Annotated in this window: 12 protein-coding genes and 1 pseudogene; 8 read left to right on the forward strand and 5 right to left on the reverse strand. The window is 61.9% G+C overall.

From position 1 onward, the window contains the following. Nucleotides 1-72: 72 nt before the first annotated feature. Nucleotides 73-687: a 16S rRNA (guanine(966)-N(2))-methyltransferase RsmD gene (rsmD, locus tag M0D66_RS16010; protein ID WP_256455583.1), complete on the reverse strand. Its 615-nt coding sequence runs from the start codon at nucleotides 685-687 to the stop codon at nucleotides 73-75. A 240-nt stretch (nucleotides 688-927) separates the two neighbouring features. Here rsmD and ftsY point away from each other — a divergent pair, with 240 nt between their 5' ends. Beyond that, nucleotides 928-2,094 carry a signal recognition particle-docking protein FtsY gene (gene ftsY, locus M0D66_RS16015; protein ID WP_266211001.1) on the forward strand — a complete coding sequence of 389 codons (1,167 nt, stop codon included), beginning with the start codon at nucleotides 928-930 and terminating at the stop codon, nucleotides 2,092-2,094. Between the two features lie 76 nt (nucleotides 2,095-2,170). Here the strand turns inward: ftsY and maiA are convergent, their stop codons facing one another. Together maiA and M0D66_RS16025 are read right to left on the reverse strand one after the other, a co-directional pair. Further along, nucleotides 2,171-2,815: a maleylacetoacetate isomerase gene (maiA, locus tag M0D66_RS16020; RefSeq protein WP_266211002.1), complete on the reverse strand. Its 645-nt coding sequence runs from the start codon at nucleotides 2,813-2,815 to the stop codon at nucleotides 2,171-2,173. A 25-nt stretch (nucleotides 2,816-2,840) separates the two neighbouring features. Beyond that, the gene (locus tag M0D66_RS16025) at nucleotides 2,841-3,539 is read right to left on the reverse strand and encodes a fumarylacetoacetate hydrolase family protein (protein ID WP_159004998.1); all 699 of its coding nucleotides are present in this window, start codon (nucleotides 3,537-3,539) and stop codon (nucleotides 2,841-2,843) included. Between the two features lie 249 nt (nucleotides 3,540-3,788). On the opposite strand from M0D66_RS16025, the gene ybiB reads away from it, so the two are divergent. After that, nucleotides 3,789-4,760 (forward strand): DNA-binding protein YbiB, encoded by a 972-nt coding sequence (gene ybiB, locus M0D66_RS16030; protein WP_093643708.1) that lies wholly within the window; start codon nucleotides 3,789-3,791, stop codon nucleotides 4,758-4,760. A gap of 354 nt (nucleotides 4,761-5,114) precedes the next feature. Then, a pseudogene (locus tag M0D66_RS16035) lies at nucleotides 5,115-6,098 on the forward strand (2-isopropylmalate synthase); the annotation flags it as partial. Between the two features lie 253 nt (nucleotides 6,099-6,351). Here the strand turns inward: M0D66_RS16035 and M0D66_RS16040 are convergent. Beyond that, nucleotides 6,352-6,735, reverse strand: a complete 384-nt coding sequence (locus tag M0D66_RS16040) for a nuclear transport factor 2 family protein (protein WP_093643712.1) — start codon at nucleotides 6,733-6,735, stop codon at nucleotides 6,352-6,354. A gap of 43 nt (nucleotides 6,736-6,778) precedes the next feature. Continuing rightward, nucleotides 6,779-7,342 (reverse strand): acyloxyacyl hydrolase, encoded by a 564-nt coding sequence (locus tag M0D66_RS16045; RefSeq protein ID WP_093643714.1) that lies wholly within the window; start codon nucleotides 7,340-7,342, stop codon nucleotides 6,779-6,781. 363 nt (nucleotides 7,343-7,705) lie between these two features. On the opposite strand from M0D66_RS16045, the gene rpoH reads away from it, so the two are divergent. The 5 genes from rpoH (at nucleotide 7,706) to cydX (ending at nucleotide 12,151) form a co-directional block, all read left to right on the forward strand. Beyond that, on the forward strand, nucleotides 7,706-8,641 hold the full coding sequence (gene rpoH / locus M0D66_RS16050; protein WP_093643716.1) for an RNA polymerase sigma factor RpoH: 936 nt from the start codon (nucleotides 7,706-7,708) through the stop codon (nucleotides 8,639-8,641). A 348-nt stretch (nucleotides 8,642-8,989) separates the two neighbouring features. Next, nucleotides 8,990-9,250, forward strand: a complete 261-nt coding sequence (gene cydP, locus M0D66_RS16055; RefSeq protein ID WP_200651382.1) for a cytochrome oxidase putative small subunit CydP — start codon at nucleotides 8,990-8,992, stop codon at nucleotides 9,248-9,250. Next, on the forward strand, nucleotides 9,240-10,835 hold the full coding sequence (locus M0D66_RS16060) for a cytochrome ubiquinol oxidase subunit I (RefSeq protein ID WP_097393514.1): 1,596 nt from the start codon (nucleotides 9,240-9,242) through the stop codon (nucleotides 10,833-10,835). Before cydP ends, M0D66_RS16060 begins: the two co-directional genes overlap by 11 nt. A gap of 34 nt (nucleotides 10,836-10,869) precedes the next feature. After that, on the forward strand, nucleotides 10,870-12,006 hold the full coding sequence (gene cydB, locus M0D66_RS16065; RefSeq protein WP_054035782.1) for a cytochrome d ubiquinol oxidase subunit II: 1,137 nt from the start codon (nucleotides 10,870-10,872) through the stop codon (nucleotides 12,004-12,006). 28 nt (nucleotides 12,007-12,034) lie between these two features. After that, on the forward strand, nucleotides 12,035-12,151 hold the full coding sequence (cydX, locus tag M0D66_RS16070) for a cytochrome bd-I oxidase subunit CydX (RefSeq protein WP_093643722.1): 117 nt from the start codon (nucleotides 12,035-12,037) through the stop codon (nucleotides 12,149-12,151).

The raw sequence follows: 12,151 nt of genomic DNA on the forward strand, positions 1-12,151 counted from the left end.
CGTCCGCGTGACGCATTTGGCACCGACCGCACGCGTGACGGTAACCGTCCGCGGCTTGTTTTGGAACGCGCATTATTCCTTATTTTCGCGCTGCAGCAAATGAAAGTGGACAGCGCCCGCTTTGCCTTGCCGCACGATTTCCCAACCGGCGAGCGTCTCGTTCCCATCCAGTTCGAGCGCGTCGCCGGCTTCTACGTACAGAAAACCTGTCGGGCTCAGCAGCGGCACGGCCAGCGCGAGCGCCTTATCGAGAAGATCGCCGTCGAACGGCGGATCGAGGAAAACGACGTCGAACGATCCGGGGGCGAGACTCGCCGCGAGGCGCAAGCCGTCGGCTTCCGCGATTTCGATCGTACGCGCCGCGAGGCGCTCCTGGTTCGCGCGCAGCTGGCTTGCGGCCCGCGCATTGCGCTCGACCATCAACACCCGCGCGGCGCCGCGCGAGGCAGCTTCGAAGCCAAGCGCACCGCTGCCGGCAAACAGATCGAGGCAACGCTGGCCGTCCAGCCGTTGGCCGAGCCAGTTGAAGAGCGTCTCGCGTACGCGGTCGGGCGTGGGGCGCAGGCCGTCGAGGTCGAGCACGGGCAGCGGTGTGCGCTTCCAGTCGCCGCCGATGATACGGATGGCGTGCGGCTTGCCGCCTTTGGACGAAGCGCCGTGGGCGCGTGAAGGAGCAGAACGGGGCATGCAGTTTCGATTACGTTATTAGGGCGCCCGCGACGCCGATGCGTGCGGACTGGAGCGCCAACGTTACCACAGGGGCGCCGGGCGTCCAGCCTGGCCGTTCGGCCAATACGACGGGCGGCGGCGCGCCTGATAAAATGTGCGGCTTCCAGCGCCTTGCATCCCGCATCGCAACGCTGCCTGCCGCTCCCACGGGCCCGTCCCGGCTGCGCGCATCGGCGCGCGCTCTCACCACGCCAGATCATGTTCAGCTTTTTCAAACGATTCAAGGGTTCGAAAGAGTCCGATAACGCGCCAGAAGAATCGCAGACGGCGCCGGAAGCCCTGGCGCCCGAACCCGCCGTAGAGGCGCCGCAAGCACCCGTCGCGCCGTCAGCGCCGCAGCCGGTGACTCCGGTTCGCGTCGATACGCAGCCGGCTGCCGCGGCGTCCGCCAATGAGCCCGAAGCCGAAGCACCGGCGCTCGAAACGGTCGAAATCGTCCCGCCGCCTATGCAGGACGCGAACGCAAAGCGCTCGTGGCTCACGCGTCTGAAGACCGGTCTGTCGAAAACGAGTTCGAGCCTGACCGGTATTTTCGTCGGCACGAAGATCGACGAGGATCTGTACGAAGAACTCGAAACCGCGCTGCTGATGTCGGACGCGGGCGTCGAAGCCACCGAATTTCTGCTCGAATCGTTGCGCGAAAAAGTGCGCACCGAACGCCTCACCGATCCTCAACAGGTGAAAACAGCGCTGCGCACGCTGCTGATCGACCTGCTCAAGCCGCTGGAAAAATCGCTGATGCTCGGCCGCGCGCAACCGCTGGTCATGATGATCGCGGGCGTCAACGGTGCGGGCAAAACCACCAGCATCGGCAAGCTCGCCAAGCATCTGCAAAGCTTCGAGCAATCGGTGCTGCTGGCTGCGGGCGATACGTTCCGCGCCGCCGCGCGCGAGCAGCTCGCGATCTGGGGCCAGCGCAACAACGTGACGGTGGTGTCGCAGGAAAGCGGCGACCCGGCGGCTGTGATTTTCGACGCGGTTGGCGCCGCGCGTGCGCGCAAGATCGACGTCATGATGGCGGACACGGCCGGCCGTCTGCCGACCCAACTGCATCTGATGGAAGAACTGCGCAAGGTGAAGCGCGTGATCGGCAAGGCGCAAGATGGCGCGCCGCATGAGGTGTTGCTGGTGATCGACGCAAACACCGGCCAGAACGCCCTCGCACAAGTGAAAGCCTTCGACGACGCGCTCGGCCTCACCGGCCTGATCGTCACCAAGCTCGACGGCACCGCGAAGGGCGGCATTCTCGCCGCGATTGCGCGTCAGCGTCCGATTCCGGTGTACTTTATCGGCGTCGGTGAAAAGGTAGAGGACTTGCAGCCGTTCAGCGCGGAAGAGTTTTCGGACGCGTTGCTGGGCGGTTGAACACAGCGACGTTCGTCGCAAAACGAGCAAAAAGGGCGCTCTTCCGAGCGCCCTTTTTTTCATTCAAGCCACAGCATCATTCCGCGTCGGGCTGAACACCAGGCGCTGCGCGAGCGAACGCGTCGATCTGCATCGCGTGTTCGTAGATGCGCTGAATCGTCGGAAACTTCGCCGTATCCACCTTGAAGCGCTGGGCGTTGAACACCTGGGGAATCAGACACGCATCAGCCAGTGTCGGCGTGTCGCCGAAGCACAGCTTGCCGGTGCGCGAATCGCCCGCCAGATGTGCTTCGAGCGTCGCAAAGCCTGCTTCGACCCAATGCTTGTACCACGCGTCTTTCGCGTCATCGTCGACACACAGCGTGTGTTTCAGGTATTTCAAAACGCGCAGATTGTTCAGCGGATGGATCTCACACGCCACCTGCAGCGCCACCGAACGCACATAGGCGCGCTCGGCCGGCGTGCCGGGCAACAGCGGCGGCTCCGGATGCGTCTCCTCCAGATACTCGATGATCGCGAGCGACTGCGGCATCACTTCGTTGCCATCGACGAACGTGGGTACGATGCCATCCGCATTCACCTTGCGATACTCGGGCTTCAGCTGCTCGCCGCCGTCGCGCACGAGGTGCACTGGCACATAGTCGTACGGCAGACCCTTCAGGTTCAGCGCGATGCGCACGCGATAGGACGCCGAGCTTCGGAAATAGCTGTAGAGCTTCATGTTATGTGTCTCCTCCCGCCGCGCTTCAGACGACGCGTACGCTGAGCTCGCCGAGCCCGTCCACACCGCCCTTCATGAGATCGCCCTGCACCACCGCGCCGACGCCTTCCGGCGTGCCGGTGAAAATCAGATCGCCCGGTTGCAGTTCGAACAGCGTCGACAGATAGGCAATCGTCTCGGCTACCGACCAGATCAGTTGCGACACATCCGAATTCTGTTTTTCCTCGCCGTTCACCGATAACCAGATCGCACCCTTGCCGACATGGCCGACCGTCGTGACCGGATGGATCGGACCGAGCGGCGCCGAGTGATCGAAGCCCTTCGCGGTATCCCAGGGACGGCCCAGCTTCTTCGCTTCGGCCTGCAGGTCGCGGCGTGTCATGTCGAGGCCGAGCGCGTAACCGTACACGTGGTCGAGTGCGCTTTCGGCCGGAATGTTCTTGCCGCCTTTACCGATCGCCGCCACCAGTTCCATCTCGAAGTGGACGTTCTTCGATTGTGAGGGATAGGGGAATTCGCCGGTCGCACCCGGTGCGACATACAGCACGGCATCGGCCGGCTTGGCGAAGAAGAACGGCGGTTCGCGGTCAGGATCGTGCCCCATCTCGCGCGCGTGCGCCTCGTAGTTGCGGCCCACACAGTAGATGCGACGCACCGCGAACTGCTCGCTGGACCCCACGACCGGCACCGCAACGACCGGTGCGGGTGCAAATACGTAACTCATCCCGTTCTCCGTTTCTGGATTGTGCCGCGCCCACGCGGCGATAAAACATCGAGTGTAACGCGCGGCAAAGCGCCGCGCAGCGGATCGGCACCGGCACGCGCGGACCGGCGCTCCGGCCGCATCGTCTCGTGGGATCGCCGGTCCGCCGGACCGCCTCGTCGCTATAGATGCGATACTCACACTGGATAGCGTCCTTTGAATTCCCTGGCCGACCGCCCAAGGCGGCACGCCCTCGTCCCACTGCGCCCGATGACCGACTCCGCCGACACCGCCAATTTTTTCCCCTGCGCCCGCTATATCAAGGAAATCGGCCGCGGCCCGAACGGCGCCCGCGCGCTGACTGCCGAAGATACGCGCACGCTTTACACCGCGATGCTCGACGGCCGCGTGGCCGATCTCGAACTCGGCGCCGTGCTGCTAGCGTATCGCGTGAAAGGCGAAACGGCCGACGAACTCGCCGCCATGCTGGCCGGCGCGCAGGCGTCGTTCGAACCGCTTCATCTGCCGCACGCGGCATTCCGGCCCGTGTCGATACCCACGTACAACGGCGCGCGCAAGCAGCCCAACCTGGTGCCGCTGCTCGCGCTGCTGCTGGCGCGCGAAGGTGTGCCGGTGCTGGTGCATGGCGTCACGGAAGATCCGGGCCGCGTGACGAGCGCTGAAATCTTCACACATCTGCAGATTCCGCACGCGCGATCGCACGCCGACATCGAAGACGGTCTCGCCGAGCGCCGTCTCGCATTCGCACCGATCGAGGTACTCGCGCCGAAGCTCGCGCACCTTCTCTCGCTGCGCCGGCGGATGGGCGTGCGCAATTCAACGCACACGCTCGTGAAAATTCTGCAGCCGTTCGCGCCCGCCGGGCTGCGGCTCGTGAACTATACGCATCCGCCATATCGCGACAGTCTCACGCAACTGTTCAACACGCACCCGGCCGCCGCGGAGGGCGGCGCCCTGCTCGCGCGCGGCACCGAAGGCGAAGCGGTGGCCGACACGCGCCGCCAGGTGCAAGTGGATTGGCTGCATGACGGCATCTGCGAAACGCGTGTGCCGCACGAGCGCTCGTCGCCCGACGCGCCTGAAGTCGACTTGCCCGAAGCGCGCGACGCCGCGACCACAGCCGCCTGGATCGACGCCGTGTTGCGCGGCGAAGCGCCTGTCCCGAGCGCGATCGAACGGCAAGTGGAGCTGATCGTCGACGTCGCGAAAATACCCGTGTGACGTGCGCGGCGTGAGTGCAACGCGACGCTTGCGGCATTGCCAGCACGCGCCAGGATGACGTCCGCGGGTTGACACGCCGCAGCGAGCCGTCATACATTAGACCCATGCGTTCCCTTCCGAACACCCTCCGAATTACCTCCGGCCGCCTAGCGCGGCCTCTATCGCTACGTCTAGCGTAAGTCAGACGTAGCGCCGCGCGTTGGCAACCTGAATCATCCAGATTAGTTGCCCAAAGCGCGGTCTTCAAAGCAGCTCCCCGCAGTTACTGTCTCACCCCCGACCGTAGTTCTTCACAACCTGTAGTCGTTTGCGTTCGTCCGTTTACCCTTCGGACGAAGCGCGAGGGTCAATTTCATGTTGCGCAATCCCGCTGAAAAATACCGCCCCTTTCCCGCAGTGCGCCTCACCGGGCGCAAATGGCCGAGCCGCACGATCAACCAGGCGCCGATCTGGATGAGCACCGATCTGCGTGACGGCAATCAGGCGCTCATCGAGCCGATGAATGCCGCGCAAAAGCTCGAATTCTTCGAGATGCTGGTGGCGATCGGCTTCAAGGAGATCGAAGTCGGTTTCCCGTCGGCCTCGCAAACCGACTTCGATTTCGTGCGCAAGCTGATCGAAGAAAAACGCATTCCCGACGACGTGACGATTGAAGTGTTCGTGCCCTCACGCGCCGAACTGATTGCGCGCACGTTCGAATCGCTGGAGGGCGCGCCGCGCGCCATCGTGCACCTGTACAACGCAATCTGCCCGTCGTTTCGCAAGATCGTCTTCAACCAGTCGAAGGAGCAGATCAAGGCACTGGCGGTGGAAGGCACGCGCCTCATCAAGGAACATGCGCAGGCGCGGCCCGACACGCACTGGACGTTCCAGTATTCGCCCGAAACCTTCAACACGACCGAACTCCCCTACGCGCGCGAAGTATGCGACGCAGTCGCGCAGACCTGGCGGCCCACGCGCGACCACAAGATGATCGTCAACCTGCCCGCGAGCGTCGAGGCCGCGACACCGAACGTGTTCGCCGATCAGATCGAATGGATGGACCGCAATCTCAGCTATCGCGACAGCATCGTGCTGTCGGTGCATCCGCATAACGATCGCGGCACCGCCGTGGCCGCTACGGAACTGGCGCTGCTCGCGGGCGCGGATCGCGTCGAAGGGTGTCTGTTCGGTAATGGCGAGCGCACCGGCAACATGGACCTCGTTACGCTCGCGATGAACCTTCACGCGCAGGGCGTCGACCCGGGCCTCGATTTTTCAGACATCGATGCGGTGCGGCGCGTGGTCGAGCGCTGCAATCAGATTCCGGTGCATCCGCGGCATCCGTATGCGGGTGATGCCGCAAAGCGGCCGGTGTGGAGCGATGAGGATCTGCAGCGCGTAGCTGCCTGAGTGACTTGAGACGGGGCGGAGCCGCCCTCCCCGTTTGGACCGCATTAGCGGCGGCGGCGCAACTGCATCAAAACCCGCCTGACCGACCCACCAGGCGGCCAATTCAGCATGAGCGGTGCAACCCGCCTGCTCTTGCCGTTCGAGCGCTCACAAGGCGCTCACCCACTGCGACTGGCGAAACGGAGTGAGCTCAAAAAGCTCACTCGATCGCGCAACGCGTCGCCTGCCAGGCAATCAGACGCCATTGCCCGTCTTCCTGTGTGTGAATCGCCGTGTACGCAATCGGAAACAGCAGCGCGCCATTGTTCGCTTCCATTTCGATCAGCGCGCGCCCCGTGACGACGCAGGTCTCGCGCCCCACCGGCAGCACATCTTGCGACTGCACCTCGATCTGCCGATAGCGGCGGCGCCCAGCGGTAATACCGTCGATGAACTGTCGCTTCGTTTCGCGCTTGCCGTTCGTATGGACATAGCTCACGTTGTCCGCGAGCAGCGCATCGAGCGACTGCCCGTCGCCGTCGACCATCGCACGGAAGCGCTCGCGCTCGAGCCCGCGAATCGCTTCGATTATCTTTGCCGCCATTGCTCAGCCCCTTGCACCGGTGAGCCGAACGTGGCCACGGTCGTCAGAAGTTATATTGCAAATATAGCTGGTGGAAATTTATACCAGGATTCGGCTCTTTGATACCGCCATTGGAAATATGCTGGAAGCGGTAGCCCGCCTCGTACTGCTGGTGACTGCCGAATTGCAGGCCAACTCCCGCCATGGGGGCGAACTGGAACGCAGTCGCGAGTGTGAGGTCAGTAGAAATTCTCGGGCTCGACAGGAGGCGGATACCGGCACCTGCTTCGATGTAAGGGCGAATCGCACCCGCTCCGTCGATGAAGCGAATGATAGGCGTCACACCGATCTCGCCGATGTTCTCGTGCACATTGCCTTCGTCGGTGTGCCACCAGGCCACATGCGCTTCGCCGATCAGCGAAAAGTGCCAATCGCCGATCTGCCACCACGTCAGATTCGGATCCCAGACCAGGCCGAGATCGAGTTTTTTAATGTGGTGATCTCCGAGACCGCCGGCGATCTGCACGCCGAACTGGTCGGCTGCCGCCACTCCGGAGCAGGCAAGTAGCAAAGCCGCCGACACACCTTTTAGAGCCAGACCACGCCAAACATTTTTTTTGTTGTTCATCGAACACCCGACCTAGTCGAACGCTGATTACCTTCGAATTGTTCCGCCTATTCTAAAGACAATCCTGATTTCGTGGATTGTCTGAAGAATGTTGAATTTCCGCAATTAGTCACTTCGGTTTTAGAAAAAGTCGGTCACTTATAAGACCGAAAGGAATGTGTTAGGTAAATTCTACGGCGCACACGCACTTGCCGACAGAGCCCTCCATGGCTATCAAAACCTAAATTTCAATAGGAATTTACGGAACTTGGATGCCCCTACGGCCTCTAAGTATTAGCACTCGGCAAATCAGAGTGCTAACATCCAACGCTGGAGTCGTTTTAACTGAACACGCTTTTGTCTGATTCCAAAGGAGTTTCCTACGTGAGCCATGCAATGACCCTTCCGAGTACTTTGAGCCCGTCGTCGGCTAAGGCCGCTTCGGCAGGTGCGCTGGCGCTCTCGCATTCCTCGCTGCTGCCCGGTCAACTGGGCAATATCGACGCCTACATCCAGGCCGTAAATCGGATTCCGATGCTGACGCCGGCGGAAGAACGCCAGTTCGCCACCGAATTTCGCGAGCAGGACAACCTTGGGTCCGCACGCCGTCTCGTCCTGTCGCACCTGCGGCTGGTCGTATCGATCGCGCGCAATTACCTTGGTTATGGACTGCCGCATGCCGACCTGATCCAGGAAGGCAATATTGGCCTGATGAAGGCCGTGAAGCGCTTTGACCCCGAGCAAAACGTGCGCCTCGTGTCGTACGCCATGCACTGGATCAAGGCTGAGATCCACGAATACATTCTGCGTAACTGGCGGATGGTGAAGGTCGCCACCACCAAGGCGCAGCGCAAGCTGTTCTTCAACCTGCGCAGCCACAAGCAGGGTCTCGGCGCATTCACGCCGGACGAGATCGAAGGTCTCGCCAAAGAGCTGAACGTGAAGCGTGAAGAAGTGGCCGAGATGGAAACGCGCTTGTCCGGCGGCGATATCGCGCTGGAAGGTCAGGTCGAAGACGGCGAAGAGTCGTACGCGCCGATCGCCTACCTCGCCGACTCGCATAGCGAGCCGACAGCCGTGCTGGCTTCGCGTCAGCGCGACAAGCTGCAAAGCGACGGTATCGCGAGCGCGCTGGACGCACTAGACGCCCGCAGCCGCCGCATCATCGAGGCTCGCTGGCTGAAGGTGGAAGACGACGGTTCGGGCGGCTCGACGCTGCACGAACTGGCCGACGAGTTCGGCGTGTCGGCCGAACGCATCCGCCAGATCGAGGCAAGCGCAATGAAGAAAATGCGCGGCGCGTTGACTGAATATGCGTAACACTTAAAGCTTGAGTCGTGCCGGCTCGTCTGGCGCGCGCTGTTTAGCTGCAAAGCCCTGCCCTCGCAAGAAGGCAGGGCTTTTTTGTGCCCACTCGACAATGCCAGCGCTCGATCGAAGACGCACGCGCACTCACTCAAGAACATGCCCACCAAACACGTGTTTCTTGACGTATCACAAGCCCCATAGCAATACTGTCCAGACGGCGTGACGTTCGCGACCCAATGCCGCAGTGCCGAACTTACGCGCACTAGGTCATTGCTCCTAGAATCGGGATGAACTCGCCAGGCCTCCGAACCGGCCTGGATCCAGCCGGTTAAACCGGTGTGAAGTTGCCTTCTACCGATCATGACCATAGCCCTGAATCGCCATAGCACCCCTCGCTCGAGCCTGCGAAAACGGCTCGCCGCCTGGGCGCGCGGTCCGACGCTGGCGCGGGATATCGCCATCGTCCTCACCATCAAATTCGCATTACTGATGGTGCTCAAGTACGCGTTCTTCAATCATCCGCAGGCGGAGCATATGTCGCTGCCGCCTGAACAAGTCGCGCAGGCGCTGCTGTCCGTGCCTGCCTCGCATCCGTCCCAAGGTGGTCAACATGCCCGTTAGCGAAGTCGTAGAACTGTCGCGCCTCCAGTTCGCCATCACGGCGCTTTATCACTTTCTGTTCGTGCCGCTCACGCTCGGTCTGTCCTGGTTGCTGGTCATCATGGAGTCCGTCTATGTGATGACCGGCAAGCAGATCTACAAAGACATGACCCAGTTCTGGGGCAAGCTGTTCGGCATCAACTTTGCGATGGGGGTCACCACCGGCCTCACGCTGGAATTCCAGTTCGGCACCAACTGGTCGTACTACTCGCACTATGTCGGCGACATCTTCGGCGTGCCGCTGGCCGTTGAAGGGTTGATGGCGTTCTTCCTCGAGTCGACCTTCGTCGGCCTCTTCTTCTTCGGATGGAAGCGGCTCTCGAAAGTGCAGCACGTAAGCGTCACGTTCCTCGTCGCGCTCGGCTCGAATCTGTCGGCGCTGTGGATTCTGGTGGCCAACGGCTGGATGAATAATCCGGTCGGCGCTACCTTCAACTACCAGACCATGCGCATGGAACTCGACAGCATCTTCTCGGTGCTATTCAATCCGGTCGCGCAGGTGAAGTTCGTGCACACCGTATCGGCCGGTTATGTGACCGCTTCGATGTTCGTGCTCGGTGTGTCGTCGTGGTATCTGTTGAAGCGCCGCGACACCGAATTCGCTTTGCGCTCGTTCGCCATTGCCGCCGGCTTCGGCCTGGCCTCGACACTGTGCGTGATCGTGCTCGGCGACGAATCCGGCTACCGCACCGGTGAAGTTCAGCAGGTCAAGCTGGCCGCCATCGAATCCGAATGGGAGACGGCACCCGCACCCGCGCCCTTCACGATCATCGGCATTCCGAACCAGAAGGAAGAACGCACTGACTATGCGATCCGCATTCCGTATGCGCTCGGCCTCATCGCCACGCGCTCGATCGACGAACCGGTGGTCGGCCTGAAAGAACTGATGGCGCAAAACGAAGTGCGCATCAAGAACGGCATGCTCGCCTATGCCGCGCTGCAACGGCTTAAACAGGGCGACGCCACGGACGAAGTCAAAGCCGCCTTCGACGCGCACAAAGAAGACCTCGGCTACGGCCTGATGCTCAAGCAGTTCACCCCGAACGTCACCGACGCCACGCCGGATCAGATCGTGCAGGCCGCCAAGAAGACGATTCCGCCAGTGGCGCCCGTGTTCTTCTCGTTCCGACTGATGGTCGGCCTCGGCATCCTGTTCCTTGCGACGTTCGTGCTGGCGTTCTGGTTTTGCGCGCAGCGCTCCCTGCTGCTGGAGAAACGCCGCTGGTTCCTGCGCTGGGCTGTGTGGGCGATTCCGTTGCCGTGGCTCGCCGCTGAATTCGGCTGGATCGTTGCTGAAGTGGGCCGTCAACCGTGGACCATTGCCGGCATTCTGCCGACCGCATTGTCCGCCTCGAGCCTGACACCGGGCGATCTGTACCTGAGCATTGCCGGCTTCGTCGTGTTCTACACGGTGCTGTTCATCATCGAAATCATGCTGATGTTCAAGTACGCGCGGCTCGGGCCTTCGTCACTGCACACGGGGCGCTATCACCACGAACAACAACAGCCGCTGAATCAGTCGCTGCCGACCAACACGGCCGCATGATTCGCCGCCACTCTGTTCCAAGGGAAAGATCATCATGGATTACGCAACCCTCAAACTGATCTGGTGGGTGTTGATCGGCGTACTGCTGATCGGCTTCGCGCTCACCGACGGCTTCGACATGGGCGCGGCGATTCTGCTGCCGTTCATCGCGAAGACCGACGCGGAGCGACGCATCGTCGTCAACACGGTCGGCGCGACGTGGGAAGGCAATCAGGTGTGGCTCATCACTGCGGGCGGCGCGATGTTCGCCGCGTGGCCGCTGGTGTACGCCGCGTCGTTCTCCGGCTTCTACTTCGCGATGCTGCTGGTGCTGTTCTCGCTGTTTTTCCGGCCGGTCGGTTTCGACTACCGCAGCAAGCGTGAAGACCCGCGCTGGCGCAGTGCGTGGGATTGGGCGCTGTTTGTCGGCGGCTTCGTGCCGGCGCTGGTGTTCGGCGTGGCATTCGGCAACCTGCTGCAAGGTGTGCCGTTCTCGTTCGACACCGATCTGCGCGTTACGTATCACGGCAGTTTCTTCGCGCTGCTCAACCCGTTCGCCGTGCTGTGCGGACTCGTTAGCGTGTCGATGCTGGCCGCGCACGGTGCGGCCTTCGTGAAGATGAAGGCGGACGACGTCGTCGCCGAGCGTGCATCGCTCGCGCTGCGGATCGCTTCGCTCGCCGCCGTGGTGCTATTCCTGCTTGCCGGCGCACTGATCGCCACGATGATCGGCGGCTATCAGATCGTCGACGCCGCGCCGCTCGATACGGTGGCCAACCCGCTGCTGAAGAACGTGATCGGCGCGCCCGGCTTGTGGCTCACCAACTACGCAAACTATCCGTGGATGGTGATCGCGCCGGTGGCGGGCCTCGTGGGTGGCGTGCTTGCCTTGTTGCTGGCGCGCTCGCGTTTTGAAAAGAGCGCCTTCCTGTCGACCTCGCTGATGATCATCGGTGTGATTCTGACGGCAGGCTTCTCGATGTTCCCGTTCATCATGCCCTCCTCGCTCGACGGCCGCAGCAGCCTGACCGTCTGGGATTCGACCTCGAGCCGCATGACGCTGCAGATCATGCTGATCGCCGTAATCATTTTCCTGCCGATCGTCCTGATCTACACGAGCTGGGTGTATCGCGTGATGCGAGGCAAGGTGACCGCCGCGGCGCTCGAAGAAAATCACCATTCTATGTATTGATCAGGAATACGGATAACAGGAGTTTGTGATGTGGTATTTCAGTTGGCTTCTCGGCATTGGCGTGGCGTTGGCCTTCGGCATTATCAATGTGATGTGGCTGGAAACGCGCCGGCCTTTGGAAGCGGGTAAGCAGAAGGCACGTTGA

The organism is Paraburkholderia sp. SECH2, assembly GCF_030464795.1.
In the GTDB taxonomy this organism is placed as follows: Bacteria; Pseudomonadota; Gammaproteobacteria; order Burkholderiales; family Burkholderiaceae; genus Paraburkholderia; species Paraburkholderia aspalathi.

Coding starts and splice junctions, on each gene's coding strand:
- M0D66_RS16060 (WP_097393514.1), top strand. CDS start 9,240: ATGCCCGTTAGCGAAGTCGTAGAACTGTCGCGCCTCCAGTTCGCCATC.
- maiA (WP_266211002.1), bottom strand. CDS start 2,815: ATGAAGCTCTACAGCTATTTCCGAAGCTCGGCGTCCTATCGCGTGCGC.
- M0D66_RS16040 (WP_093643712.1), bottom strand. CDS start 6,735: ATGGCGGCAAAGATAATCGAAGCGATTCGCGGGCTCGAGCGCGAGCGC.
- rsmD (WP_256455583.1), bottom strand. CDS start 687: ATGCCCCGTTCTGCTCCTTCACGCGCCCACGGCGCTTCGTCCAAAGGC.
- M0D66_RS16025 (WP_159004998.1), bottom strand. CDS start 3,539: ATGAGTTACGTATTTGCACCCGCACCGGTCGTTGCGGTGCCGGTCGTG.
- ftsY (WP_266211001.1), top strand. CDS start 928: ATGTTCAGCTTTTTCAAACGATTCAAGGGTTCGAAAGAGTCCGATAAC.
- cydP (WP_200651382.1), top strand. CDS start 8,990: ATGACCATAGCCCTGAATCGCCATAGCACCCCTCGCTCGAGCCTGCGA.
- M0D66_RS16045 (WP_093643714.1), bottom strand. CDS start 7,342: ATGAACAACAAAAAAAATGTTTGGCGTGGTCTGGCTCTAAAAGGTGTG.
- cydX (WP_093643722.1), top strand. CDS start 12,035: ATGTGGTATTTCAGTTGGCTTCTCGGCATTGGCGTGGCGTTGGCCTTC.
- ybiB (WP_093643708.1), top strand. CDS start 3,789: ATGACCGACTCCGCCGACACCGCCAATTTTTTCCCCTGCGCCCGCTAT.
- cydB (WP_054035782.1), top strand. CDS start 10,870: ATGGATTACGCAACCCTCAAACTGATCTGGTGGGTGTTGATCGGCGTA.